The 24,594-nt window shown below is 68.6% G+C and carries 22 protein-coding genes; 13 read left to right on the forward strand and 9 right to left on the reverse strand.

Annotated elements, in window-relative coordinates:
• Positions 1-207: 207 nt before the first annotated feature.
• Positions 208-4,083 (forward strand): ATP-dependent RNA helicase HrpA, encoded by a 3,876-nt coding sequence (gene hrpA / locus ASF68_RS04975; RefSeq protein WP_056007600.1) that lies wholly within the window; start codon positions 208-210, stop codon positions 4,081-4,083.
• A gap of 18 nt (positions 4,084-4,101) precedes the next feature.
• Here hrpA and ASF68_RS04980 read toward each other — a convergent pair whose 3' ends face one another.
• Positions 4,102-4,953 (reverse strand): sulfurtransferase, encoded by an 852-nt coding sequence (locus ASF68_RS04980; protein ID WP_056007603.1) that lies wholly within the window; start codon positions 4,951-4,953, stop codon positions 4,102-4,104.
• Positions 4,954-5,154: 201 nt separating this feature from the next.
• Between ASF68_RS04980 and ASF68_RS04985 the strand changes: the two genes are divergently transcribed.
• The 3 genes from ASF68_RS04985 to ASF68_RS04995 all read left to right on the forward strand — a co-directional run bounded on the left by ASF68_RS04985 (position 5,155) and on the right by ASF68_RS04995 (position 6,627).
• On the forward strand, positions 5,155-5,805 hold the full coding sequence (locus tag ASF68_RS04985) for a flavin reductase family protein (protein WP_056011396.1): 651 nt from the start codon (positions 5,155-5,157) through the stop codon (positions 5,803-5,805).
• 95 nt (positions 5,806-5,900) lie between these two features.
• A complete protein-coding gene (locus ASF68_RS04990) occupies positions 5,901-6,281 on the forward strand; it encodes a DoxX family membrane protein (RefSeq protein ID WP_056007606.1) in 381 nt (126 codons plus the stop codon).
• A gap of 118 nt (positions 6,282-6,399) precedes the next feature.
• Positions 6,400-6,627, forward strand: a complete 228-nt coding sequence (locus ASF68_RS04995) for a hypothetical protein (protein ID WP_157579816.1) — start codon at positions 6,400-6,402, stop codon at positions 6,625-6,627.
• Between the two features lie 91 nt (positions 6,628-6,718).
• Here the strand turns inward: ASF68_RS04995 and nrdF are convergent, their stop codons facing one another.
• From nrdF to nrdH, 4 genes are all read right to left on the reverse strand, one after another.
• Entirely contained in the window at positions 6,719-7,693 is a 975-nt protein-coding gene (nrdF, locus tag ASF68_RS05000; RefSeq protein WP_056007612.1) for a class 1b ribonucleoside-diphosphate reductase subunit beta, read from the reverse strand.
• 120 nt (positions 7,694-7,813) lie between these two features.
• Positions 7,814-9,919: a class 1b ribonucleoside-diphosphate reductase subunit alpha gene (nrdE, locus tag ASF68_RS05005; RefSeq protein WP_056011398.1), complete on the reverse strand. Its 2,106-nt coding sequence runs from the start codon at positions 9,917-9,919 to the stop codon at positions 7,814-7,816.
• 23 nt (positions 9,920-9,942) lie between these two features.
• Positions 9,943-10,356, reverse strand: a complete 414-nt coding sequence (nrdI, locus tag ASF68_RS05010) for a class Ib ribonucleoside-diphosphate reductase assembly flavoprotein NrdI (RefSeq protein WP_082455879.1) — start codon at positions 10,354-10,356, stop codon at positions 9,943-9,945.
• 84 nt (positions 10,357-10,440) lie between these two features.
• Positions 10,441-10,674 carry a glutaredoxin-like protein NrdH gene (nrdH, locus tag ASF68_RS05015; RefSeq protein WP_056007615.1) on the reverse strand — a complete coding sequence of 78 codons (234 nt, stop codon included), beginning with the start codon at positions 10,672-10,674 and terminating at the stop codon, positions 10,441-10,443.
• A 354-nt stretch (positions 10,675-11,028) separates the two neighbouring features.
• Between nrdH and ASF68_RS05020 the strand changes: the two genes are divergently transcribed.
• Complete coding sequence (locus ASF68_RS05020; RefSeq protein ID WP_056007618.1) at positions 11,029-12,237, forward strand: MFS transporter; 1,209 nt, start codon at positions 11,029-11,031, stop codon at positions 12,235-12,237.
• Between the two features lie 28 nt (positions 12,238-12,265).
• Here ASF68_RS05020 and ASF68_RS05025 read toward each other — a convergent pair whose 3' ends face one another.
• Positions 12,266-12,832, reverse strand: a complete 567-nt coding sequence (locus ASF68_RS05025; protein WP_056007621.1) for an NADPH-dependent FMN reductase — start codon at positions 12,830-12,832, stop codon at positions 12,266-12,268.
• Between the two features lie 47 nt (positions 12,833-12,879).
• Between ASF68_RS05025 and ASF68_RS05030 the strand changes: the two genes are divergently transcribed.
• The 3 genes from ASF68_RS05030 to ASF68_RS05040 all read left to right on the forward strand — a co-directional run bounded on the left by ASF68_RS05030 (position 12,880) and on the right by ASF68_RS05040 (position 15,853).
• Positions 12,880-13,731 (forward strand): aldo/keto reductase, encoded by an 852-nt coding sequence (locus tag ASF68_RS05030; RefSeq protein ID WP_056007624.1) that lies wholly within the window; start codon positions 12,880-12,882, stop codon positions 13,729-13,731.
• A 23-nt stretch (positions 13,732-13,754) separates the two neighbouring features.
• Positions 13,755-14,603, forward strand: a complete 849-nt coding sequence (locus tag ASF68_RS05035) for an alpha/beta fold hydrolase (RefSeq protein WP_056007626.1) — start codon at positions 13,755-13,757, stop codon at positions 14,601-14,603.
• Positions 14,604-14,716: 113 nt separating this feature from the next.
• Positions 14,717-15,853, forward strand: coding sequence for an acyl-CoA dehydrogenase family protein (locus ASF68_RS05040; protein ID WP_369796476.1), 1,137 nt, complete (start codon positions 14,717-14,719; stop codon positions 15,851-15,853).
• Between the two features lie 15 nt (positions 15,854-15,868).
• On the opposite strand, the gene ASF68_RS05045 is transcribed toward ASF68_RS05040, so the two are convergent.
• On the reverse strand, positions 15,869-16,147 hold the full coding sequence (locus ASF68_RS05045; RefSeq protein ID WP_056007632.1) for a metal-sensitive transcriptional regulator: 279 nt from the start codon (positions 16,145-16,147) through the stop codon (positions 15,869-15,871).
• Positions 16,148-16,229: 82 nt separating this feature from the next.
• Between ASF68_RS05045 and ASF68_RS05050 the strand changes: the two genes are divergently transcribed.
• The gene (locus ASF68_RS05050) at positions 16,230-17,507 is read left to right on the forward strand and encodes a DUF445 domain-containing protein (RefSeq protein ID WP_056007635.1); all 1,278 of its coding nucleotides are present in this window, start codon (positions 16,230-16,232) and stop codon (positions 17,505-17,507) included.
• Positions 17,508-17,519: 12 nt separating this feature from the next.
• Here the strand turns inward: ASF68_RS05050 and ASF68_RS18655 are convergent, their stop codons facing one another.
• Positions 17,520-18,596, reverse strand: a complete 1,077-nt coding sequence (locus ASF68_RS18655) for a hypothetical protein (RefSeq protein WP_056007638.1) — start codon at positions 18,594-18,596, stop codon at positions 17,520-17,522.
• A 130-nt stretch (positions 18,597-18,726) separates the two neighbouring features.
• Here ASF68_RS18655 and ASF68_RS05060 point away from each other — a divergent pair, with 130 nt between their 5' ends.
• From ASF68_RS05060 to ASF68_RS05070, 3 genes are read left to right on the forward strand one after another with little or no spacing between them, the layout of a single operon-like run.
• Entirely contained in the window at positions 18,727-20,073 is a 1,347-nt protein-coding gene (locus tag ASF68_RS05060) for an MFS transporter (protein WP_235526757.1), read from the forward strand.
• 49 nt (positions 20,074-20,122) lie between these two features.
• Positions 20,123-21,091, forward strand: coding sequence for an aldose 1-epimerase family protein (locus ASF68_RS05065; RefSeq protein ID WP_056007641.1), 969 nt, complete (start codon positions 20,123-20,125; stop codon positions 21,089-21,091).
• Positions 21,092-21,116: 25 nt separating this feature from the next.
• On the forward strand, positions 21,117-21,368 hold the full coding sequence (locus ASF68_RS05070; RefSeq protein ID WP_056007644.1) for a hypothetical protein: 252 nt from the start codon (positions 21,117-21,119) through the stop codon (positions 21,366-21,368).
• 35 nt (positions 21,369-21,403) lie between these two features.
• Here ASF68_RS05070 and ASF68_RS05075 read toward each other — a convergent pair whose 3' ends face one another.
• A complete protein-coding gene (locus ASF68_RS05075) occupies positions 21,404-22,900 on the reverse strand; it encodes a serine hydrolase (RefSeq protein ID WP_162239340.1) in 1,497 nt (498 codons plus the stop codon).
• Positions 22,901-23,129: 229 nt separating this feature from the next.
• Between ASF68_RS05075 and ASF68_RS05080 the strand changes: the two genes are divergently transcribed.
• On the forward strand, positions 23,130-24,593 hold the full coding sequence (locus tag ASF68_RS05080; RefSeq protein WP_056007650.1) for an MFS transporter: 1,464 nt from the start codon (positions 23,130-23,132) through the stop codon (positions 24,591-24,593).
• Position 24,594 lies beyond the last annotated feature (1 nt).

Genomic DNA, 24,594 nt, shown 5'->3' on the forward strand with positions numbered 1-24,594 from the left:
GGACGTGGTGCTCTCGGTCGTGGATCGAGTCCACCACGGACCACTGACATTCCAGATGCCGAGTTCGCGCTGGTGTGGACGCGTCCCGTGAGCACGTCGACAAGCTCAGTGACCGGGTCTGGTCGGAGGGATTCGACCGGGTCGCCGAGCCGCTCGGCCACCGGGAACGGGCCGCACCGTCGCCCAGCCCGATACGATGGAGGGCTGATGTCCGACCTCCGAATCTCCTACCCGCCCGAGCTGCCGGTGAGCGCCGCCCGTGCGGACATCGCGCGCGCCATCTCCGAGAACCAGGTGGTCATCGTGGCGGGGGCCACCGGCTCGGGCAAGACCACGCAGCTGCCGAAGATCTGCCTCGAACTCGGTCGGGAGTCGATCGGGCACACGCAGCCGCGTCGTCTCGCCGCCCGCACCATCGCGGAGCGCATCTCCGAGGAACTCGGCCAGGAGCTCGGTGGCATCGTCGGGTACCAGGTGCGCTTCACCGATCAGGCGTCGAAGGCGACGAAGATCAAGCTGATGACCGACGGCATCCTCCTCAACGAGATCCACCGCGACCGGCTGCTCCGCAAGTACGACACGATCATCATCGACGAGGCGCACGAACGCAGCCTCAACATCGACTTCCTGCTCGGCTACCTCAAGCAGCTGCTCCCCCAGCGCCCCGATCTCAAGGTCATCATCACCTCGGCCACGATCGACCCGGAGAGCTTCTCGCAGCACTTCGACGGCGCCCCCATCGTCGAGGTCTCGGGCCGGACCTACCCCGTCGAGATCCGCTACCGCCCGCTCGTGGCCGACGAGCCCTCCGACGACGACGAGGACGCCCCGGAATCGGAATCGGCGGACCGCGACTACCTCGAGGGCATCAACGCGGCCCTCGACGAGCTCGCCCGCGAATCGATGGGCGACGTGCTCGTCTTCCTGTCCGGTGAGACCGAGATCCGTGACGCCGCGGACGCGATCCGCGGCCGGAACCTGCCGGGCACGGAGGTGCTGCCGCTCTACGGCCGCCTGTCCTCGGCCGACCAGCACCGCGTCTTCCAACCATCCTCCGTGCCGGGCCTCCGCCGCCGCATCATCCTCGCGACCAACGTCGCCGAGACGAGCCTCACCGTCCCCGGCATCAAGTACGTGATCGACGCCGGCACGGCCCGCATCTCCCGCTACAGCGTCCGTTCGAAGGTGCAGCGACTCCCGATCGAGGCGATCTCGCAGGCATCGGCGAACCAGCGCTCCGGGCGCTCCGGCCGCACGAGCGACGGCATCGCGATCCGCCTGTACTCCGAGGAGGACTTCGCGAAGCGACCGGAGTTCACCGAGCCCGAGATCCTCCGCACCAACCTCGCAGCAGTCATCCTCCAGATGATCTCCCTCGGCCTGGGCGACATCGCTGCATTCCCGTTCCTGCAGCCGCCGGACGCCCGGGGCATCAAGGACGGCGTCGACCTCCTGGCGGAACTCGGCGCGATCGAGACCCGGACCTTCGCCGACGGCTCAGCTCGCGGCGGCGGCCCCCGCCTCACCCGGGTGGGACGCGACCTCAGCCGCCTCCCCATCGACCCGCGGTTCGCCCGGATGGTCGTCGAGTCGAAACGCCACGGCGTCTCCCGCGAGGTGCTGGCGATCGTCGCCGCCCTCACCATCCAGGATCCCCGCGAGCGCCCACTCGAACACCGCCAGAAGGCCGACGAGTTGCATCGCCGGTTCGTCGACCCGACGAGCGACTTCCTCGCGCTGCTCAACCTCTGGAACTATCTCGAGGAGCAGCAGGACCAACTCTCGTCGAGCGCCTTCCGCCGGCTCTGCAAGAACGAGTTCCTGAACTACCTGCGCGTCCGCGAATGGCATGACGTCTACCGTCAGCTCCGGCAGCTCGCGAAACCGCTCGGCCTCACCATCGGCGAGGCGTCCGTCAACCCCGACGGGATCCACAAGTCGCTGCTCGCCGGCCTGCTCTCCCACATCGGGTTGAAGGACCAGACCGTCGCGCCCGTCGTGAAGGGTCGTGGGGCGCCGCCGGCGACGAAGACCGCCAAGAAGGGCGACTACATCGGCGCCCGCCAGACGCGGTTCGTCCTGTTCCCGGGCTCCGCGCTCGCCAAGAAGCAGCCGAACGCCGTCATGAGCGCCGAGCTGGTCGAGACGAGTCGGCTCTTCGCCCGCACCAACGCCTCGATCGACCCGGCCTGGGCCGAGCAGATCGCCGGCGACCTCTGCAAGCGCTCCTACAGCGAACCGCACTGGGAGAAGAGCCAGGGTTCCGCCGTCGCCTTCGAGAAGGTCACGCTGTTCGGCGTGCCCATCGTGCCTCGACGTCGGGTGCAGTTCGGGCGCATCGACCAGGAGCAGGCGCGCGAGCTCTTCCTGCGCCACGCGCTCGTCGACGGCGAGTGGACGCACGACATCGGCCGCGACAAGCTGTTCGACTTCCACCGGGCGAACCGCCGACTGCGCAAGGAGCTCAGCGAGCTCGAGGAACGGACCCGCCGGCGCGACATCCTGTTCGACGACGAGGCCGTGTTCGACTTCTACGACGCCCGGGTGCCGGCGGACGTCTCGACCACGCGCGGCTTCGAGTCGTGGTGGCGCAAGACCCGCACGGAGCAACCCGAACTGCTGACCATGCGTCAGGAGGACCTCCTCCCCGAGGACGCCCCAGCCGTGGACGAGGACCGCTTCCCCGCCGAATGGGTGCAGGCCGACCAGCGACTGAAGCTCAGCTACCGCTTCGAGCCGGGTAGCGACGACGACGGCGTCACCGTCATCGTGCCCCTCGCCCTCCTCGACCGGCTCTCGCCCGCCGGGTTCGACTGGCAGGTCCCCGGACTCCGGCGCGACCTCATCACGGCGATGATCAAGGCCCTCCCGAAGGCGCTGCGCCGCAACATCGTCCCGGCGGCCGACTGGGCGACGAAGCTCATCGCCGAGCTCCCGGCCGACGTCCCCGCGGTCTCGGCAGACCGGCCCTCCGCCGAGGACTCCTTCGCCACGCGGCTCGCGAACGCCATCAAGCGACTGTCGTACATGGACATCTCCGCTTCGGACTTCGAGATGGAACGTGTCCCGGAGCACCTGCTCGTGACCTTCCGGGTCATCGACGAACGCGGGCGCGCACTCGCCCGCGGCAAGGACCTCGTCGAACTGCAGCACCGGTTGAAGCAGCGCACGCGCGCGAGCGTCGCGAAGGTCGCCGCCGCCCGGGTCCCGAACGCGATCGAGCGCTCCGGGTTCACCCGATGGGACTTCGACGACCTGCCGCGATTCATCGACATCAGGCAGGAGGACGGCGTCATCCGGGGCTACCCCGCGATCGTCGACGACGGCACGAGCGTCTCCATCCGGATCATGAGCACGGAGGCCGACCAGGCACGCGCCATGCCGTCCGGTGTCCGCCGGCTGCTGCTGCTCGCGATCCCCTCACCGACCGCCTACGTGCAGCAGCACCTCAAGCCGAACGAGAAGCTCGCCCTCGCGACGAGTCCGTACCGTTCGACCCCAGCGCTTTTCGAGGACTGTCTCGCCGCCTGTATCGACGACGTCCTGTACCGGGTTGTGCCGGACGGCCAGGTGTTCTCGAAACTGCAGTACGAGACGCTCCGCGACCGCGTGTCGGCGTCGGTGATGGACCGGATGTTCCAGACCGTCGCGATCGTCGCCCGCATCCTGCAGGCAGCGCGCGACACCGAGAAGGCGATGAAGGCGGCGACGAGTATGACCCTGCTGGCCGCCCTCACCGACATGCGCGGGCAGCTCGACGGTCTGGTGTTCCCGGGCTTCGTCTCACGGACGGGGTCCGCTCGACTCGAGCACCTGCCGCGCTATCTCGCCGGCATCCGCTATCGCGCCGAGCGCCTGACGGACAATCCGAACCGCGACCGCGTCTGGATGACCGAGGCCCAGACGGCGCTCGCCCGGTTCGAGGCGGCCGGCGGCACGATCCCCCTGCCCGCCGAGGCGCCTGAGCACCTCGTGAAGGCGCGGTGGATGCTCGAGGAGCTGCGGGTCAGCCTGTTCGCCCAGCAGTTGGGCACGGCCGAGTCGGTGTCGCTGCAGCGCCTGCAGAAGGTGCTCGCGGGCTAGCGTGCCCGCGGCACGCGCTCAGGCCTCGGGGCCCGTCGCCACCGGGCGTTCGGGGTGGTTGGCCCACTCGCTCCACGAGCCCGGGTAGAGGACCGGTTCGAAGCCGGCGAGCGTGAGGGCGACGGCGTTGTGCGCTGCCGTCACGCCGCTCCCGCAGTACGTGGCCACCGCCGCACCCTCCGGCACGCCTGCCGCGAGGAACTGCTCGCGGAGCGTTTCGGGCGACAGGAACCGTCCGTCCTCGTCGACGTTCGCCGTCGTCGGCGTGTTGATCGCGCCGGGGATGTGGCCGGCGCGCGGGTCCACCGGTTCGACCTCCCCGCGGTACCGCTCGCCGGCGCGGGCGTCGAGCAGCACGCCGCCGTCGCGCGTCCACGTGGCAGCGGCATCGATGTCGATGCTCGGGAGGGCATCCGGCGTCAGCGTCACCGTGCCCGGCTCCGGCACGACCTCGCCGCGTTCGACGGGCAGTCCGGCGTCCGTCCAGGCGCGGAACGCCCCGTCGAGGATCCGGACGTCGGCGACACCGGCGTTCCGCAGCACCCACCAGGCCCGCGCGGCCGACAGGCTCTTCAGGTCGTCGTAGACCACGACGACTTCGCCGTCGTCGATCCCCCACGACCGTGCGGCGGCCTGGAGCGCTTCGAGAGCGGGCAGCGGGTGACGGCCATCGACCGGCTGCTGTCCGGTGGGCACGTGGTCCGCCAGCTCGTGGTCGAGGTCCACGTAGACCGCGCCGGGGAGGTGTCCCTCGAGGTAGGCGGGCCGTCCGTCCGGGGCGTCGAGTCGCCACCGCACGTCGAGGACGCGCACCGGCGTCTCCGAGGCGATGAGGGCTGCGAGGTCGTCCGGTGCGATGAGGATGGGCATACCCTCCAGCGTACGCAGCCGGAGTGGCGGCGTCCGCTGCGGACCCGTCCGTCCGCCGTCACACCGGGTAACAGAGTTGCAGTGGCTCCCGGATGAGCGAAACGTAGCCTGTGCAGCGTCCGCGGAATCGGACGCCGCACCAGCCGTCCACAGCCGTTCGAAGGATCCCCCGTGAGCTCAGTCCACCCGGCAGCCGCCTCCGTGACCGCCTTGCCGTCCCCCGTCGACGGCGGTGAGGTCGCCCCCGGTTTCGCGTCCCTCTCCCCCGACGACTTCAAGGCCGCCTTCAGACAGCACCCGGCCGGGGTGTCCGTCATCACGGCGGACGACGGTTCCGGACCCGTGGGCCTCACGGCCACCTCGGTCTTCTCGGTGAGCGCGGAGCCACCCCTCCTCGTGTTCTCGGTCTCGTCGCTGTCGTCGAGCGCACCGACCATCACCGCCTCCGACACGGTCGTCGTCCACCTGCTGGGCTCCGAACAGCTCCACATCGCGAAGCTGTGCGCCACGAGCGGGATCGACCGGTTCGCCGACACCTCCATCTGGGACCGCCTCCCGACGGGTGAGCCGTACTTCACGGGCAACGGGGTGTGGATCCGCGGGCGCATCGTGAACCGCATGGAGGCGGGGACGTCCACGGTCATCGCAGTGCACGCCCTCGAGTCGAGTGTGTCGCAGACGCAGACGCCGGCGGAGACGCAGACGCCGGCGGACCCGGTCCGGACCGAGTCGGCCGCGGCGGCTCCAGCCCCGGCCACGCCGGCGTTCAGCCCCAGCTTCGACGGAGCGCCACTCGTCTACCACAACCGCACCTGGCACCGTCTCGACGCGAACTCGCAGATCAACGGCTGAGGTTCGGCGGCTGAGCATCTGTGCAGGCCGAACCGGCATCGTCCCCGTGATCTGCGGATAGCGTGGTGACATCACCATCGTCGAGAGGACCCCGCATGGCTGGATCGAAAGCCCGTACCGCCGCCCGTCTGCTGCTCGGAGGCGCCCTCGTCTTCGCCGGCATCAGCCACCTGACCTTCGCCCGCAAGGACTTCCAGGCGCAGGTTCCGGAATGGGTGCCGATCGACGAGGACACCACGGTGCTGGCATCAGGCGTCGTCGAGATCGCCCTGGGTGCAGCCCTGGCCTCGGGCGTCAAGCGGAACCTGGTCGGCAACGTGGCCGCGGCGTTCTTCACCGCGATCTTCCCCGGCAACCTGTCGCAGTGGATCAACCGCCGCGACGCGTTCGGCCTCGACACCGACAGCCGCCGGTTCACCCGCCTCTTCTTCCAGCCGGTACTCATCGCCTGGGCGCTCTGGTCCACCCGCCGCTGAGCTCGTGAACGGCGCATCCGACGCCGCCGGGCATCGGATGTCCCGATCCACCGGCGAGTCGACGATTCCTCCCGTCACGGCAGGTATGGTCGACAACACCGCACACCCAGGGAGAACGATGCTCACGACCGAAGCGACCATGGACGAGCTGCTCGTCGCCGAACCCGTCGACGCTCCGAGCGCCGGACGGAACGGCGTCGTCAGCCTGGTGTCGCTCGCCGTCATCATCACGATCGTCGTGACGGCCGTCGCCGTTCTCTTCTTCCCGGTCGTCCAGGGCGTGACGGCGTTCTTCTACTTCTTCCTCGCCGCGGCCGGCGGCATGGGCGGCGCGCTCGGCGGCTGACGCCGAACGATCGACCCCGGAAACGACCGAGGGCCGGATGGAATCATGGATTCCATCCGGCCCTCGTGCATGCAGCGCAGGAGCGCGGTGACTAGAAGTCCCAGTCCTCGTCTTCCGTGACCACGGCCTTGCCGATCACGTAGGAGGAGCCGGAGCCCGAGAAGAAGTCGTGGTTCTCGTCGGCGTTCGGCGAGAGCGCCGACAGGATCGCCGGGTTCACGTCGGTGACCGTCTTCGGGAACATGGCCTCGTAGCCGAGGTTCATGAGCGCCTTGTTGGCGTTGTAGTGCAGGAACTTCTTGACGTCCTCGGTCAGGCCGACCTCGTCGTAGAGGTCCTGCGTGTACTGCACCTCGTTGTCGTAGAGCTCGTAGAGCAACGAGAAGGTGTAGTCCTTGACGTCGTCGCGCTCGGCCTGCGTCAGCTTCTCGAGGCCCTTCTGGAACTTGTAACCGATGTAGTACCCGTGCACGGCCTCGTCGCGGATGATGAGGCGGATCATGTCGGCGGTGTTGGTGAGCTTCGCGCGGCTGGACCAGTGCATGGGCAGGTAGAAGCCGGAGTAGAACAGGAAGGACTCGAGGAGCGTCGAGGCTGCCTTCCGCTTCAGCGGGTCGTCACCGTGGTAGCGGTCGAGGACGATGGACGCCTTCTTCTGCAGGTTCGGGTTCTCGACCGACCAGCGGAACGCCTCGTCGATCTCCTTCGTGCTGCTGAGCGTGGAGAAGATCGAGGAGTAGCTCTTGGCGTGCACCGACTCCATGAACGCGATGTTCGTGTAGACGGCCTCCTCGTGCGGGGTGATCGCGTCGGGGATGAGCGCGACGGCACCGACGGTGCCCTGGATCGTGTCGAGCAGGGTGAGGCCCGTGAACACCCGCATGGTGAGCTGCTGCTCCTGCGGCGTCAGGGTGTTCCACGACTGGACGTCGTTCGACAGCGGGATCTTCTCGGGCAGCCAGAAGTTGTTGACGAGGCGGTTCCAGACCTCGACGTCCTTCTCGTCCTCGATCTTGTTCCAGTTGATCGCCTGGACGCGGTCGACCAGCTTGAGCTTCTCTGACATGAATTGGTGTCCTCTATGGGGAAGTGGGGTCGGCCCGTCGACGAGCTCAGGGACCGGGGTGACGCGGGTGGCCCGCCGACAGGCTCAGGGACCATCCGGTTCCTGAGCCTGTCGAAGGGGTTAGAGCATGCAGCTGACGCAGCCGTCGACTTCCGTGCCCTCGAGCGCGAGCTGGCGGAGACGGATGTAGTAGATGGTCTTGATGCCCTTCTTCCACGCGTAGATCTGCGCCTTGTTGATGTCGCGCGTGGTGGCGGTGTCCTTGAAGAACAGCGTCAGCGAGAGTCCCTGGTCGACGTGCTGCGTCGCCGCGGCGTAGGTGTCGATGATCTTCTCGGCGCCGATCTCGTAGGCGTCCTCGTAGTACTCCAGGTTGTCGTTCGTCATGAACGGCGCCGGGTAGTACACGCGACCGAGCTTGCCTTCCTTGCGGATCTCGATCTTCGACGCGATCGGGTGGATCGACGACGTGGAGTTGTTGATGTACGAGATCGAACCGGTCGGCGGCACGGCCTGGAGGTTCTGGTTGTAGATGCCGTACTCCTGGATGGACGCCTTGAGGGCGACCCAGTCGGCCTGCGTCGGGATCTGCACGCCGGCCTGCTCGAACAGCTCGCGGGCACGGGCCGTCTCCGGCTCCCAGACCTGGTCGGTGTACTTGTCGAAGAACTCACCGGACGCGTACTTCGAGTCGGCGAAGCCGTCGAAGGTCTCGCCGCGCTCCTTCGCGATGAGGTTCGAGGCGCGCAGCGCGTGGAACACCACCGTGTAGAAGTACATGTTCGTGAAGTCGATGCCCTCGGCGCTGCCGTAGTGCACCCGCTCACGGGCGAGGTAGCCGTGCAGGTTCATCTGGCCGAGGCCGATGGCGTGCGACTTGTCGTTGCCGTCCTCGATCGAGCGCACCGAGGTGATGTGGCTCTGGTCGGACACCGAGGTGAGGCCGCGGATGGCGGTCTCGACGGTGCGACCGAAGTCGGGCGAGTCCATCGTCAGCGCGATGTTCAGCGATCCGAGGTTGCAGGAGATGTCCTTGCCGATCTCCTTGTAGGAGAGGTCCTCGTTGTACGTCGTCGGCGTGTTGACCTGCAGGATCTCCGAGCAGAGGTTCGACATGTTGATGCGGCCCTTGATGGGGTTCGCCTCGTTGACGGTGTCCTCGAACACGATGTACGGGTAGCCGGACTCGAACTGGATCTCCGCGATGGTCTGGAAGAACTCGCGGGCGTTGATCTTCGTCTTCTTGATGCGCGAGTCGTCGACCATCTCGTGGTACTTCTCGCTCACCGAGATGTCGCCGAAGGGCACACCGTAGACGCGCTCGACGTCGTACGGGGAGAACAGGTACATGTCCTCACCCTTCTTCGCGAGCTCGAAGGTGATGTCGGGGACGACGACGCCGAGGGACAGCGTCTTGATCCGGATCTTCTCGTCGGCGTTCTCACGCTTGGTGTCGAGGAAGCGCAGGATGTCGGGGTGGTGCGCGTTCAGGTACACGGCACCGGCGCCCTGGCGGGCACCGAGCTGGTTCGCGTAGCTGAAGGAGTCTTCGAGGAGCTTCATCACGGGGATGATGCCGCTCGACTGGTTCTCGATCTGCTTGATCGGAGCACCGGACTCGCGGATGTTGGACAGCGACAGTGCGACGCCGCCGCCGCGCTTCGAGAGCTGCAGCGCGGAGTTGATGCCGCGGGCGATCGACTCCATATTGTCCTCGATGCGGAGGAGGAAGCAGGAGACGAGCTCGCCGCGCTGCGCCTTGCCCGAGTTGAGGAAGGTCGGCGTCGCCGGCTGGAAGCGTCCGGCGATGATCTCCTCGACGAGCGCGATCGCGAGCTGCTGGTCACCGTCGGCGAGGCCGAGGGCGGTCATGACGACGCGGTCCTCGAAGCGCTCGAGGTAGCGCTTGCCGTCGAACGTCTTCAGCGTGTACGAGGTGTAGTACTTGAACGCACCGAGGAAGGTCTGGAAGCGGAACTTCTTCGAGTAGGCCAGGTCGTTGAGGTCCTGGATGAAGTCGAACGGGTACTTGTCGAGCACGGCCTGCTCGTAGTACTCCTTCTCGACCAGGTAGTCGAGCCGCTCCTTCAGGGAGTGGAAGAACACCGTGTTCTGGTTGACGTGCTGGAGGAAGTACTCCCGCGCGGCCTCACGGTCCTTGTCGAACTGGATCTCGCCGTTCGGGCCGTAGAGGTTGAGCATCGCGTTGAGCGAGTGGTAGTCCATCTGGCTCGTCGACGGTGCGTCGATCACTGAAACTGGCGCTGCTGCCAAAATGATTCCAATCCATTGTGGACGGTGGTGACATCGTCCTGGGTTCCGAAGAGTTCGAAGCGGTACAGGTGCGGGACCTTGCATTTGCTGGCGATCACGTCGCCGGCGAGACCGTAGGCCTCACCGAAGTTCGTATTGCCGGCGGCGATGACCCCGCGGATCAGGGAGCGGTTGGCCTCGACGTTGAGGAACCGGATCACCTGTTTGGGCACCGCTCCGTCGCCGTTTCCCCCGCCATAGGTGGGGGTCACGAGGACGTAGGGCGCCGTGGCGTGCACGGCTTCGTCTTTCGCATACAGCGGGATCTGCAGTGAGGGCAGATCGAGCTTCTGCATGAAGCGGTGCGTGTTGCCGGAGATGCTGGAGAAGTAGATCAGCCGTGGTTCCACGGTGGGCCTCCTCGTCGGATTCCGGACGGGCGGATGGTGCGGTGCTGCTGGGGCCGGCTCATGGTGACGCCTGCGACCGGGGGCTCAAGCCAGACGTGCAGCGAGCTCTTCGATCTTGTCGGGACGGAAGCCCGACCAGTGGTCTTCCTCGGTGATGACGACGGGCGCCTGGAGGTAGCCGAGCGCCTTGACCTGCTCGAGCGCGTTCTCGTCGACCGACAGGTCGAGGATGTTGTACTCGATGCCCTTGTTGTCGAGCGCGCGGTACGTCGCCGTGCACTGCACGCAACTGGGCTTCGTGTAGACCGTGATTGCCATAGCTCTTCGTGCCTTCCCCTCTAAATCCTGGTGATTCCCGCGGCGTCTGGCGCCGGGGTTCCAATACTACATATAGATGAAGACCTTCGGGCCAACCACAAGGGCTAGTAGTTACAGCCCTGTAGTTTTCCACCGGGTTCTCCACCGTTTCGGGCGAGTTATCCACCGGTTCTCCACTGGGTACAACGCTCGGCGGCGACGCGAAAATCCCGGATTCCCGCCCTTTTCTCCCCCGTGTGAGGGATATCTATCCACAGGTGGAATTCTCCTCGGGACCACCGACACCGACCGCCGTCTTGGGCGTGTCGTGGGCGTGTCGCGGACGTCCGGACGGGTCCATAGACTGGTCTCCTTGTGAGCAGCTACCGTGACCTTCTTCGTACCCCCGGCGTCGCCCGGATCATCGCAGCGCAGCTCACGGCTCGCTTCCCGTTCGGGATGCTCTCCCTCGCGTTCCTCCTCCACATCGAGCAGGTCACCGGGTCCTACGGCGCAGCCGGACTCGTCCTCGCCGCCACGAGCATCGGCCAGGCGATCGCCGGCCCGCTGACGAGTCGGTGGATGGGCGTGTGGGGTATCCGCAAGGTGCTCCTCCTGACGCTGGTGGTCTGCGCCGTCTCGGTCACGACCATCGCCCTCGTGCCCATGAGCGTCCCGGCGTACATGGCGGTCGGGTTGGTCGCCGGCCTCAGCACCCCGCCGGTGCAGCCCGCCGTGCGCACCATCTACCCGAAGCTCGTGACCTCCCAGCAGCTGACGCCGCTCTTCTCACTCGACGCCTCGGCCCAGGAGATCATCTGGGTCCTCGGGCCCGTCGTGACGACCTTCGTCTCCACGCAGGTCGGCACCGTCTGGGGCATCGTCCTGGCCGCCGCGATCATGATCGTCGGCTGCCTGTGGTTCATCTTCTCCCCCGAGGTCGGTCGGGTCCGCATCCCGAGGAGCCGTCGCAAGCTCGGTCAGGTGCTCAAGCGTCCGCCGGTCCTCCTCGCCACGGTGGTGGGCTTCCTGCTGATCGGCGCCTGCTCGGCCGTCGAGGCGGGCGTCGTCGCGACGTTCGGCCACGACGGCCTCGAAGCGGGCATCGTCCTCGCGATCTTCTCGGTCGGGTCCCTCGCGGGCGGTCTCGCCCTCGGGCACACCCCCATCGGCCCCTACGCCCTGGCCCGCCGCATCTTCATCGTCTTCGCCGGACTCGCCGTCGCGAGCCTCTTCCTCAACGCCTGGTGGTTGTCGGTCACGCTCTTCGTCGCCGGGATCGGCATCGCCCCGGCCCTCGCCGTGCTGTTCGCCATCGTCTCGGCGAGCGTCAAGTTCAGCGACACGGCGGAGGCCTACGGCTGGGTCGGCACCGGTCAGCTCATCGGAGCGGCCATGGGATCAGCGGCCGCCGGGTTCCTCATCGACGGTTCAGGAGCCGTCGGCGCATTCTGGGTCGCCGGGATCTTCGCGCTCTTCGGCTTCGTGATCCCCTGGGTCGGTCACCGCTGGCACCCGGACCTCCGCGGACGCGATGCGAGCCCCATCCCCGACACCGAGCCGATCAACACGCACCCGTCCTGATCGTCGAGCGTGTCGGCCCGCCGGTCCGTCAGTCGGCGGAACGCAGGGGCGCGAGCGCTCCATCGAGGGCGGACACCTCGTCGAGCAGCATCGGCAGCACCGCCGACTGACGGTCGTTCGGCGAGAACACCCCGTCGGCGATCTGGCGGGCGACGTACGGGATCTCGACGTTGGCACCCGTGCTCACAAGACCGAGGGCCTGGAGCACGGGCCGCAGCGCGACCACGCCCCTCGTCCCACCGGACAACCCGCCGTAGCTGACGATCCCGACGGGCTTCCTCGCCCACTCGTGCATCAGGTAGTCGAGTGCGTTCTTCAGCGCCGGTGCGAAACTGTAGTTGTACTCGGGCGTCACGAACACGAAGGCGTCGGCCCGGTCGACCCGCTCGCTCCACGCGATCGTGTGCTGCTTCGTATACGCGCGCTTCCGAGGATGCGCCGGTTCGTCCATGAAGGGCAGCGCCAGCTCGCGGAGGTCGACCGCGTCGACGGTGAACCGCTCGTCGACGCGGGCCACGCCCACGACCCAGTCGGCGACGGCACCCCCGACCCGCTCGGAACGGACACTCCCGGTGACGATCATGAGGTGCGGCATGGGCTCCCTTTCGACGGCGACGGTGCCCTGTCGAGGATACTGGTGACATGGCAGCCACCACCCCGACCGTCGTCCTCAACGACGGGCGTTCCATCCCCCAGCTCGGCTTCGGCGTCTACAAGGTCGCGGACGCCGCCAGCACGGACGTCGTCCGGACCGCGCTCGAGGTCGGGTACCGACACATCGACACCGCATCCCTCTACGGGAACGAGCGGGGTACCGGCGTGGCGATCCGCGAGTCCGGACTCCCCCGCGACGAGCTGTTCGTCACAACCAAGGTCTGGAACACCGACCAGGGCTACGACGAGACGCTCCGCGCGTTCGACACGAGTCTCGACCTCCTCGGCCTCGATCACGTCGACCTCTACCTGATCCACTGGCCCGCGCCGAAGCAGGACCGCTACCGCGAGACCTGGCGCGCACTCGAACGGCTCAAGGCCGAGGGTCGGGCCCGTTCCATCGGCGTCTCGAACTTCCACCGCAGCCATCTGGAACGCCTCCTCGAATCCGCCGAGATCACGCCGGCCGTCAACCAGATCGAACTGCACCCCTTCCTCCCCCAGCGCGAACTGCGTGCCGTCAACGCCGCTCACGGCATCGCGACGGAGGCCTGGTCGCCGCTCGCGCGCGGCCGGTTCTTCACCCCCGCCACTGACGGTTCCGACGCCACGAGCGACCTCGGGGCGATCGCCCGCAAACACGACCGCACGGTCGCGCAGGTCGTGCTGCGCTGGCACCTGCAGCTCGGCAACATCGTGATCCCCAAATCCGCCACACCGGCGCGGATCGCCGAGAACTTCGCGGTGTTCGACTTCACCCTCGACGCCGACGACCTCGCCGCCATCTCGGCGCTGGAGAACGGCGAGCGCACCGGCACCGACCCGGACCGGCTCGACTGAGCTCGAGACCGTAGGCTGAACGCATGACCGAGCCCGTCGTCGACACCGCGTCCAGCCTCGCCGCCCGCACGATCACCCCGGTGGAGCTTCCGCGCCACCGTTGGGGTCGTCATGACGCTCCGGCCCGCGCGCTCGTCGTCCACGGCCTCGGGAGCAACGGACCGAGCACGTGGCGGATCTGCGCCGCCCTGGCAGACCGCGGGTGGCTCGTCGAGGCGGTCGACCTGCGCGGACACGGCCTGGCCCCGCGATCGTTGGACTACCGCGTCGAGGCGTACGCCGCCGACCTGCTGGCGACGCGACCGGCGCCGTCGGCGATCGACACCCGGGGCACCTGGGATCTCGTCGTCGGGCATTCGCTCGGTGGCGCGGCCACGGCGGTCGCGGCGGCGGCGGATCCCCGCTGGACCGCGGCACTCGTACTGCTGGATCCGGCCATCGCCCTCGACGACCACGACGCAGAGACCATCCGGGCCAGCCAGGAGGCGGCGTTCGCCGACAACACGGCCGCATCCGTCCGCGCGAAGAACCCCGAGTGGCACCCGCTCGACGTCGAGCTCAAGGTCCAGGCGGTGTCGCAGGCGAGCCGGTGGGCGATCGAGCAGACGAGCGAGCAGAACCACCCGTGGGATGTGCGGCCGGCGGCCGCCTCCCTCCGGAACCCGACCTTCGTGATCGCCTCCGACCCAGAGGTGTACAGCCTCGTCCGCGGCCCGCTGGCCGCACAGATCCTCGCCAATCGTCAGGTGAGTCTCACCGTCATCCAGGGCGCCGGGCACAACGTGCACCGGGACCGCCCCGCCGAGACCACGAAGGCGATCGGCGACTGGGCCGAGTTGCAGCTCGAGCAGCGATCTCGTCACGAGGTCTGATCGCCGCACCGCCCGCAGACACCCGTGTCATCGTCGGACCCCGGTGCGACAATGGTCCCGTGACCGTTCCCACGCAGTCAGACCCCACCGCTCGCGCGTTCGATCCCAGCTCCGTGCTCGGCGACCAATTCATCGAGCGCATCCGTGAACGCGCGGCCGTGGCCGACCGCGAGAACGCCTTCTTCGACGAGGACCTCGTCGAACTGCGGGCGTGCGGGTACCTGCGCGCGCTCGTCCCCGTGGATCTCGGTGGTCTGGGCCTCGGGCTGAGCGAGGTCACGCAGCTGCAATCGCGGCTCGCCACCGCAGCCCCCGCGACCGCGCTCGCGGTCAACATGCACCTGGTGTGGACGGGTGTCGCGCGGCTGCTGCACGAACGGGGCGACGACTCGCTCCGGTTCGTCCTCGACGGCGCGGCGGGCGACGAACTCTACGCGTTCGGGGTGAGCGAGGCCGGGAACGACCTCGTGCTGTTCGGGTCCGACACCGAGGCCCGGCCGGGTCCCGACGGTTCGTACCGATTCCACGGTCGCAAGATCTTCACCTCCCTGTCCCCGGCCTGGACCTGGCTCGGGACGACCGGCCTCGACTCGACCTCGGCCGACGGCCCGAAGGTGGTCTACGGGTTCGTCGAGCGCTCTCGGGGCGGCTTCGAGATCCTCGACGACTGGGACACCGTCGGGATGCGCGCCAGCCAGAGCCGGACGACCCTGCTCCAGGGCGCCGAGGCGAGCGCCGAACACGTCGTCCGCCGTCTCGACCCCGGGCCGAACCCGGATCCCATCGTGTTCGGCATCTTCGCCTGTTTCGAGACCCTGATCGCCGCGGTCTACACGGGTGTCGCGGAGCGTGCGCTCCGGCTCGCCGTCGAGACCGCGCACCGCAAGACCTCGAAGAAGGCCGGTGGCGCGAGCTACGCCTCGGACCCGGACATCCGTCGCCGGATCGCCGCTGCCGCCATCGCCTACGACGGCATGCTGCCGCAGCTGGCGAGCGTGGCTCGAGACCTCGACGACGGCGTCGACCACGGGTCCCTCTGGTTCCCGAAGCTCGTCGGGCTCAAGGTGCGCGCGACGGAGACCGCCCGCGAGGTCGTCGACCAGGCGATCAGGGTGGCCGGCGGCGGGAGCTACTTCGCTGCCAGCGAGCTCGGCCGTCTCTACCGCGATGTCCTCGCCGGGATGTTCCACCCCTCCGACGACGAGTCAGCGCACGCGACCGTCGCGAACGCCTGGCTCGGCCCCGCCTGACGTCCTGCGCCGGGGTCAGCCCCGGTTGTTGCTGAGCTCGAAGACACGCAGGAGCTCGGCGACCGCAGCGTCCTTGCTGTCGCCACCCTCCTCGAACATCTGCGTGACGTGCGTCAGCAGGTGGTTCTCGACGAGGAGCTTGTTGAGCGAGCCGAGCGACTTCTGGATGGCGAGCGACTGCGTGATGATGTCCATGCAGTAGTCCTCGTTCTCGATCATCTTCTCGAGCCCGCGCATCTGTCCTTCGAGGATCTTCGTGCGGTGGAGGGCGCGCTTCTTGATGTCTTCGATCACCGGCTCAGGGTACCACCAGGGGGTACATCAGCGGCCTCGCGAGGGGACGCTCTCCCACACCGCGCGAGCCTAGGATGGGCGGATGACGAGCTCCCCCGCCCTCGAACTCACCGCCGCCGACGCGGACCGCGCCAGAGCCCTGCGCTCGATGAAGCGCCTGGCCACCGGGCTGCTCCTCGTCATGGCGGTCATCTTCGCCGTCGCGTTCGCGCTCGAGGGTCGCTACCCGTGGCTGGCGTACGTCCGGGCCGCTTCGGAGGGCGGCATGGTCGGCGCCCTCGCCGACTGGTTCGCGGTCACCGCCCTCTTCCGCCACCCCCTCGGCATCCCCATCCCGCACACCGCGATCATCCCGAAGCGCAAGGACGAGATCGGGGTCAGCCTCGGTGAATTCGTCGAGGACAACTTCCTCTCCGAGGAGGTCGTGCGACAGAAGCTCGCCACCGTCAGCCTCTCGGAGAAGCTCGGTGGGTGGCTGTCCGAGCCGGCCAACGCCGAACGCGTCACCGCCGAGGCGTCGGTCGCGGTCCGTGGGCTCCTCGAGACCCTGTCCGACGACGACGTCCGCGAGGTCATCGAGGCGCTCGCATCGAAGCACCTCATCGACCCGCAGTGGGCGCCGAACATCGGCCGGTGGGTCGAACACATCGTCGGTGCCGGAGCGCACCACGACGCGGTCGACCTCCTGCTCGACCGGACGGGCGAGTGGTTGGGCAGCAACCCGAAGGCGTTCGAGCGCCTGGTGTCGAGCCGGCTGCCCACGTGGGTGCCGTCGTTCGTCGACCGGCTGGTCGACGACAAGCTCTACCGCGAGGCCGTGTCGTTCGTGCACGCGGTCCGGGCCGATCCCGACCACCAGCTCCGTCACGCGCTCGACGGCTACCTGGCCGAGCTCGCCGAGCAGCTGCAGACCGACGAATCGACGATCGCGCGCTTCGAGAACGCGAAGCACGAGGTCATCGACAGTCCGCGGGTCCGCGAGGTCGCCGGGAAGACGTGGACCGCCGCGAAGACGGCCTTCCTCGAGGCGCTGGACGCCCCCGACAGCGAGCTGCGCAAGCGTGTCGCCGGCACCATCGCGGACGTCGGTCGACGACTCTCCACCGACGAGGCGTTCGCGACCCGGGTCGACACGCGCGTCGCCGACGCCCTGTCCTATGTGGTCACCCGGTACCGGCACGACATCGCCAGCATCATCACCGAGACGGTCGAACGCTGGGACGCCCGCGAGACGACGCAGAAGATCGAACTGCTCGTCGGACGCGACCTGCAGTTCATCCGCCTGAACGGGACGATCGTCGGCGCCCTGGCCGGCCTCGCCATCTTCACGATCGCGCAGGCCGTCCTCCGGGCGTTCTGACGGCCCGTCCCGTCAGCGCTTCGGGAGGAGCTCGACGGAGATGAGGTTGACGACGTCGCTCGCGAGCTGGTCGAGTGCGGCCTGATCACGGCAGGTGAAGGTGAAGACCACGAGCGTCCCCATCTTCGTGAGTGAACGGACACCCCAGTAGGTGCGCTCCCCCGACGCCTGCGTCCACGACAGCACGCGGAACTCGATGAGCCCACCGCCGCTGTTGTAGTTGAGCTGTTCCGTCGTGCCGTCGGCCTTCACGTAGTCGGCGCCGACGTACTTCGCCAGGTAGGCGTCGCTCGAGCGCTCGTCGTCTCCGACGGCGATCTCGTCCTGCGTCAGCGCGATGTTGCCGAGCCGGACCTCGCACGAGGTCGAGGCGTTGGTGTAGATGTCGATGCCGTTCTTGTCCTTGCCACCGGCCGCCCACGACGAGTCGAAGTCGTTCGTCAGGTACGCCGTCCACTCGGTGGGGACCTCCTGTCCCGCAGCGAAGTCGAGATCCGGCGGGATGGAGACGTAGGTCTTCGACGGCTCGGGCGTGGCGTCGGTCTCCGACGGCGTCGGCGACGCGGTCTTCGTCGGCGTCGCCGAGCGGGTCGGGCTCGGGTCAGCCACCGGCGCGCCGCCCTGCGCGAGCACGAGGGAGACGACGGTGATGATGGCGGCGATCACCACGACGGGGACGCCGACGGCGAGCGCGATGATGAGGCCGGTGCGCTTGCGCTTCGGCGGTCCGTAGGGCGGCTGTTGCGGCGGCTGCTGGCCGTACGGGTTCTGCTGCTGCGGCTGCTGGCCATACGGGTTCTGCTGCTGCCAAGGCTGCTGCGGCTGCTGTTGGCCGGCCGGATTCTGCGGCTGCCAAGGCTGCTGCGGCTGCTGCTGCGGGGTCGGCTGCTGCTGCCAGGTGGGCTGCTGGCCGTTCGGCTGCTGCTGCCAGTTCTGCTGCGGGTTCGGGTTCGGCTGCTGCTGCCAGGTGGGCTGCTGGCCGTTCGGCTGCTGTCCCCAGTTCTGCTGCGGCGGCTGCCGGGGCGGGTTCGGCTGCTGCGGCGGCCGGCCGTCGGGGTACTGCGGGTCGGGCGGCGGGACATCGGTCACGGCAGTGGCCTTTCGACGGAACGGCGGGCGGAGCGGCTGAACTGCCCGGCCGCACGCCTGCAGTTCGTTGCCGTCAGCCTATCTGCGACAGAGCGGCCCCGGTGGGTGCATCCTGCACCAGAATGGTGACGTGTCCACCGCGCCCACCACCCCTCGCAGCCGCAGCGAGCGCCTCGATGCGCTCCCGTTCACGAAGGCGCACGGACGACTCCTCGTCGGTTCCGGTGTCGGATGGGCGCTCGACGCCATGGACGTCGGACTCGTCTCCTTCGTCCTCGCCCAGCTCGCCGTCCAATGGCAGCTCGGGAAGACCGAGCTGTCCTGGATCGCCTCGGCCGGGTTCCTCGGGATGGCCATCGGAGCGACCCTCGGCGGGCTCCTCGCCGACCGCGTCGGCCGCCGCCACGTCTTCGCCATCACGCTGCTCGTCTTCGGCATCGCGACGGGCGCCTCGGCGCTGGCGTGGGGGCTCGGGGTCCTGATCGTGCTGCGCTTCGTCGTCGGCCTCGGGCTCGGCGCGGAACTCCCCGTCGCCTCGACCCTCATGAGCGAGTTCGCCCCGCCACGGATCCGCGGTCGGATCATCGTCTTCCTCGAGGCGTTCTGGGCCGTCGGGTGGATCGCCGCCGCGCTCATCGGCTACCTCGTCGTGCCGACGAGCGACGACGGCTGGCGGTGGGCGCTCGCCATCGGCGCGCTCCCCGCGGTCTACGCCGCCATCGTGAGGACGCGCCTGCCGGAGTCGGTGCGCTTCCTCGAATCGCGCGGCCGCCACCGCGAGGCGGAAGTCGTCGTCCGCGAGTTCGAGGCCTCCGCCGGTGTCGACCACGTCGAGGTTCCCGGCGGCACCGGGGGCGACACCGCCGCGAGCGCCGGCCTCTCCGCGGGGCAGCGGCTGCGCGGCCTCTGGGTGCGGGAGCACCGCCGAGACACCGCATCGCTCTGGATCGTGTGGTTCTGCGTGAACTTCTCCTACTACGGAGCGTTCATCTGGATCCCGACGATCCTCGTCGACTCGGGCTTCTCGCTCGTCCGATCCTTCGGCTTCACGCTCATCATCACGCTGGCCCAGCTCCCCGGTTACGCGGTGTCGGCCTGGCTCATCGAGGCATGGGGTCGGAAGCAGACCCTCGCCACCTTCCTCGCCGGTTCGGCCGTGTCCGCGGTCCTCTTCGGCACGGCGACGACCGAGCCGATGATCATCGCGTTCGGCATGTGTCTCTCCTTCTGCAACCTGGGTGCCTGGGGCGCGCTGTACGCGACGACGCCGGAACTGTATCCGACCCAGCTGCGCGCGACCGGCGCCGGGTGGGCGGCCGGGATCGGGCGCATCGCGTCGATCATCGCCCCGCTCTCGGTCCCCGTCCTGCTCGTGGCCGGCCACGCGCTGCTCTTCTCGGTGTTCGCGGCGTTCTTCGTCGTCGCCGCGGTGGCCGCGCTGTTCCTCTCCGACCGGCGCGGGCGCTCCCTCGACTGAGCCGCCGGACGACGCGCTCGGAGCGGCCGCCATACGACAGAATGGGGCCGTGATCGAATCCACCCCCGCCGCGTCCCCCTCCGCCACCGTCGACCGCCGACCGATCTCGGGACGACGTGTCGACCTCACCCATGGGGCGTACACCGCGTCGATCGCGTCGGTCGGCGCCTCCCTGCGGTTCCTGCGGCACGAGGGACGCGACCTGGTGGTCCCGTTCGACGCCGACGAGGTCCGTCCGGCCTTCCGGGGTGCGATGCTCGCCCCGTGGCCGAACCGTGTGGTCGACGGCCGGTACACCTTCGCGGGGGTCGAGTACCAACTCGCCCTGACGGAGCCCTCGCGCGGGCACGCGCTCCACGGCCTCGCCGCCTGGTCCGATTGGGAGCTCGTGGCCTCGTCGACCGCGTCCGCGACGTTCCGCGTCGTCATCGAGGCGCAGGACGGCTACCCCTTCCGCGTGCAGGTGGCTGCGACGTACACGCTCGACGACGACGGGCTGCGCACCGAGGTCGAAGCGGTGAACCTGGGCGACACCGACGCCCCGTACGGCACGGGACCGCACCCCTATCTCGTCGCCGGCGAGGGCCGGGTCGACGACTGGACCCTGGAGCTCCCGGCATCGAAGGTGCTGACGGTCACCCCCGACCGCCTGAGCCCCGTCGCCGTGGAGGACGTGGACGGCGCCGACACCCGGCACTTCGACTTCCGGACGCCGCGCAGCATCGGCGACACCTTCATCGACCACGCGTTCACGGACCTCGCGACGGACGCCGACGCCGGTCAGGTCGTGGTCCGGGTGACCTCGCCTGCCGGCACCGGCGTCACCATGCACTGGGGCGACGGGCTGCCGTGGGTGCAGGTCCACACGGCCGACCAGCCCGTCCCGGAGCTCGACCGGCTGGGCCTCGCCGTCGAGCCGATGACCTGCCCGCCCGACGCCTTCTCGACCGGCACGGACCTCGTCGTGCTGGCCCCCAATACACCACACCGGGTGTCCTGGACCATCGCAGCACTCTGACAGCGGTCGGCGTTAGGCTGACGACATGTCACAGACGCTTGCGAAACTCATCGGTGGTCCGCTCGACAGCGAGATCATCCCGCTCGAAGACGGCCAGGACGGCGAACTCGTCCTCCCCTACGGCGAAGGCCAGCTCATCTACCGCCCCGCCGGCGAGGCGACGAACACCGGCGACCACGACGGCCCGACGACGACCGCCTACGAATACGTCGAGGCCACCGAGGAGATCTCTCCGACCAACCGCAACGGGAACGGCGACGACGACTCGATCGGCTGACCCGAACCGACCATCCGGACGCCGGCGACTGATCCTCAGTCGTCGGCGTCCGTCGTCTCCGGCGCCTCGTGATCGACCGTCACGGTGAAGGTCTGGACGCGCAGCGGCAGCACCGGGGTCATGCGGACCTCGAGTCGGAGCCGGCCCCGCTCGCCCTCGACGAACCAGACGAGATGGTCCGGCGAGTCGCAGACGGGTGTGGCACGGCCGGACGCCACCTCGGCGATGCCGCCGACCGCCGCGACGGCAGCCTCGGCCGCGGTGCGTCGTTCGTCCAGCGGGACGTCAAGTGTGACGTTCTCGGCGAACAACGACGCGGCGACCCGGTCGTCCCAGTGCGACAGCAGCCCGGTCGCGGTCATCGACGCCACCAGGGTCTCCGGCCACGGACGGATCGCGGGTTCGGCGAGTTCGCCGGATGTCTGCGCTTCGGCGATCGCCAACCGGAGCACCTGTTCGGCGGGCTTCGCCACGGCCGCGTATCCCGCGTTCTCGAACGCGACGACGCCGATGCCGGAAGCCGGGTGCCAGCGCATGTGCGCGCTGTAGCCCGGGTATCCACCGGAGTGCGACACGAGCGGCCCGAGCGTGGCGTCCTCCTCCACGAAGAGTCCGAAGCCGTAGCCGAGCGCGAGGCGCGGCGGGAGGCCGTCGAGCGAGGGGCGCGGCGGGGCGAGGCGGTGCAGCTGCTGCATCTCGCGGCGACTCGCGCTCGACAGCGGACCGCTCTCGTCACCCGTCCAGGCGGCGTCGAGCCAACGGACCCAGCCCATCAGCGTGGTCGCCGAAGCGAAGAGCCCGCCGATCGCGGAGAAGACCCCAGGCCCCGAGAACGGGACCTCGACGAACCGGTCGTCCGCGTCGACGGCTCGGTCCCGTCGGACGCGGTGACCGATCGCCGTGACCGCTCCGCCGTCCTCCGGGTGCTCGCGGTCGGGTCGCTCGAACACGGCACCGAGCCCGAGCGGCTCCAGCAGGAGTGACGTCACCGCGTCCACGAACCGCCCGCCCGTCACCCGCTCGACCACCTGACCGAGGAGCGCGTAGCCGAGGTTCGAGTAGGCGAACGCCGTCCCCGGCACGGTGACGCACCGCACGCCGCGCGCCAGCAGCCGACGGAACTCCGCAGGGGTGATCGACTCCTGGCGGTCGGCCCACGGATCGTCCGTCCCGAGCCCACCCGACATCGTGAGCAGCATCCGGACCGTCGGCCGGACGGCCGTCCCACCGGGCGTGGCCGGGGCGAACTCCGGGACGAACGCGTCCACCGGGGTGTCGAGGTCGAGCCGACCGGTGTCGCGGAGGATGAGGAGGACGGCAGCGGTGAAACTCTTCGTGCAGGACGCGATGCGGAAGAGCGTGTCCTCGTCGGGCACGTCGCCACCTCGGGTGCTCTCGCCGAAGCCGTGCGAGAAGCGGATCCGATCGCGATCGAACACCGCGACGTACGATCCGGGAGCGACGCCGCCGGCGATCCGGTCCTCGAACACGCGGGCGATACCCGTCTCCGTGCCGTCCTCCACCAGGTGCATCTCGTCTCCTCCTCGGCGGCGGCGCACCGCCGTCCGCGGTCCACTCGCCGTTCGAGCGTACGACCATTCCGCGACGACGATCACCATCGGCCGGGGTGCCGGGCGTACTGTGCTCCTCCGTTCAGATGAAGTCAAGGGGGCGAGATCCGCTGCGTCGGATCCGCGCCTCGGGAGTAGCGTCATCTCCCGGATCGACCGTCGAGGGGACGGCCGTGGAAGGAGTCGTTCCATGTCGAGCACGTCGACCTCCGGGCAGCCGGGTCCCGTCAAGAGTCTCGTCCCCGCCAGGATGGACCGATTGCCCTGGACCAGGTTCCATTGGATGATCGTCGTCGGTCTCGGGTTCTCCTGGGTGCTCGACGGACTCGAGATCCAGATCGTCGCCTCGGCCGGCTTCCAGAAGTCCCTGGGGCTCTCGGCTGCCGAGGTCGGGCTGCTCGGGACGATCTACCTGCTCGGCCAGGTCACCGGCGCCCTCGTCTTCGGGCGGATGGCGGACCGACTCGGGCGGAAGAAGCTCTTCATCCTCACGCTCGCGATCTACCTGGTCGCGAGCGGGATTGCCGGCCTGTCGCCGACGTTCTGGTTCCTCGCGATCTTCCGTTTCTTCGCCGGGATGGGCATCGGCGGTGAGTACGCCGCGATCAACTCGGCCATCGACGAACTCATCCCGTCGAAGTACCGAGGCCACGTCGACATCGCCATCAACGGCACGTACTGGGGCGGTGCCGCACTCGGATCGGCCGCGAACCTGTTCCTGTTGAACACCGACTACTTCGCCGAGGACGTCGGCTGGCGGATCGGCTTCTTCATCGGCCCGGTCCTCGGCCTCATGATCATCTTCCTCCGGCGGCACATCCCCGAGAGCCCGCGCTGGCTCATGACGCATGGCCGGGAGCAGGAGGCGGAGGCCACGGTCGACGACATCGAGGACACGGTCCGCAAGCAGGGCGGCACGATCGACCCCGTCGACGACTCGAAGGCGCTCACGGTGCAGGCACAGGGGCACATCCCGATCCGCACGATCTTCGGCGTGCTCTTCCGGACCTACCCCAAGCGCACCTTCGTCGGGCTCGCGATGATGATCACGCAGTCGTTCCTGTACAACGCGATCTTCTTCACCTACGCGCTCGTCCTCCAGAACTTCTACGGCACGAGCCCGTCGTCGACCCAGTACTACTTCTTCCCGTTCGCCATCGGGAACCTGCTCGGACCGCTCCTCCTCGGACGACTCTTCGACACCTGGGGTCGTCGCCAGATGATCTTCCTGACGTACGGGGTCTCGGGCGTGGTGCTCGCCGTCTCGGCCGTCCTCTTCAACGCCGGCGTCCTCGATGCGACGACGCAGACGATCTTCTGGTGCGTGTCGTTCTTCTTCGCCTCGGCAGGAGCGTCCAGCGCCTACCTCACGGTGAGCGAGATCTTCCCGCTCGAACTCCGCAGCCAGGTCATCGGGTACTTCTTCGCGATCGGTCAGATCGCCGGCTCGGTCGCGCCACTGCTGTACGGGATCCTCATCGGCGACGGCACGGACCGGGGCCCGCTGACGGTCGGCTACTTCATCGGAGCCGGGGTGATGATCCTCGGCGGTCTCATCGCCCTCATCTTCGGCGTCGACGCGGCCCGGAAATCGCTCGAGGACATCACCGAACCGCTGTCGATCGTCCGGGACGGCAAGCGCCCCGGGAACTGAC

Origin of the sequence: Plantibacter sp. Leaf314 (assembly GCF_001423185.1) — a bacterium.
Lineage (GTDB): Bacteria > Actinomycetota > Actinomycetes > Actinomycetales > Microbacteriaceae > Plantibacter.

Bases quoted from the DNA above. Each gene is read 5' to 3' on its own strand.
- hrpA (WP_056007600.1), top strand. From the start codon at position 208: ATGTCCGACCTCCGAATCTCCTACCCGCCCGAGCTGCCGGTGAGCGCC.
- ASF68_RS04995 (WP_157579816.1), top strand. From the start codon at position 6,400: ATGCTCACGACCGAAGCGACCATGGACGAGCTGCTCGTCGCCGAACCC.
- ASF68_RS05035 (WP_056007626.1), top strand. From the start codon at position 13,755: ATGACCGAGCCCGTCGTCGACACCGCGTCCAGCCTCGCCGCCCGCACG.
- nrdF (WP_056007612.1), bottom strand. From the start codon at position 7,693: ATGTCAGAGAAGCTCAAGCTGGTCGACCGCGTCCAGGCGATCAACTGG.
- ASF68_RS05080 (WP_056007650.1), top strand. From the start codon at position 23,130: ATGTCGAGCACGTCGACCTCCGGGCAGCCGGGTCCCGTCAAGAGTCTC.
- nrdH (WP_056007615.1), bottom strand. From the start codon at position 10,674: ATGGCAATCACGGTCTACACGAAGCCCAGTTGCGTGCAGTGCACGGCG.
- ASF68_RS04990 (WP_056007606.1), top strand. From the start codon at position 5,901: ATGGCTGGATCGAAAGCCCGTACCGCCGCCCGTCTGCTGCTCGGAGGC.
- ASF68_RS05030 (WP_056007624.1), top strand. From the start codon at position 12,880: ATGGCAGCCACCACCCCGACCGTCGTCCTCAACGACGGGCGTTCCATC.
- ASF68_RS05075 (WP_162239340.1), bottom strand. From the start codon at position 22,900: ATGCACCTGGTGGAGGACGGCACGGAGACGGGTATCGCCCGCGTGTTC.
- ASF68_RS05070 (WP_056007644.1), top strand. From the start codon at position 21,117: ATGTCACAGACGCTTGCGAAACTCATCGGTGGTCCGCTCGACAGCGAG.
- ASF68_RS04980 (WP_056007603.1), bottom strand. From the start codon at position 4,953: ATGCCCATCCTCATCGCACCGGACGACCTCGCAGCCCTCATCGCCTCG.
- ASF68_RS05025 (WP_056007621.1), bottom strand. From the start codon at position 12,832: ATGCCGCACCTCATGATCGTCACCGGGAGTGTCCGTTCCGAGCGGGTC.
- nrdE (WP_056011398.1), bottom strand. From the start codon at position 9,919: ATGGACTACCACTCGCTCAACGCGATGCTCAACCTCTACGGCCCGAAC.
- ASF68_RS05050 (WP_056007635.1), top strand. From the start codon at position 16,230: ATGACGAGCTCCCCCGCCCTCGAACTCACCGCCGCCGACGCGGACCGC.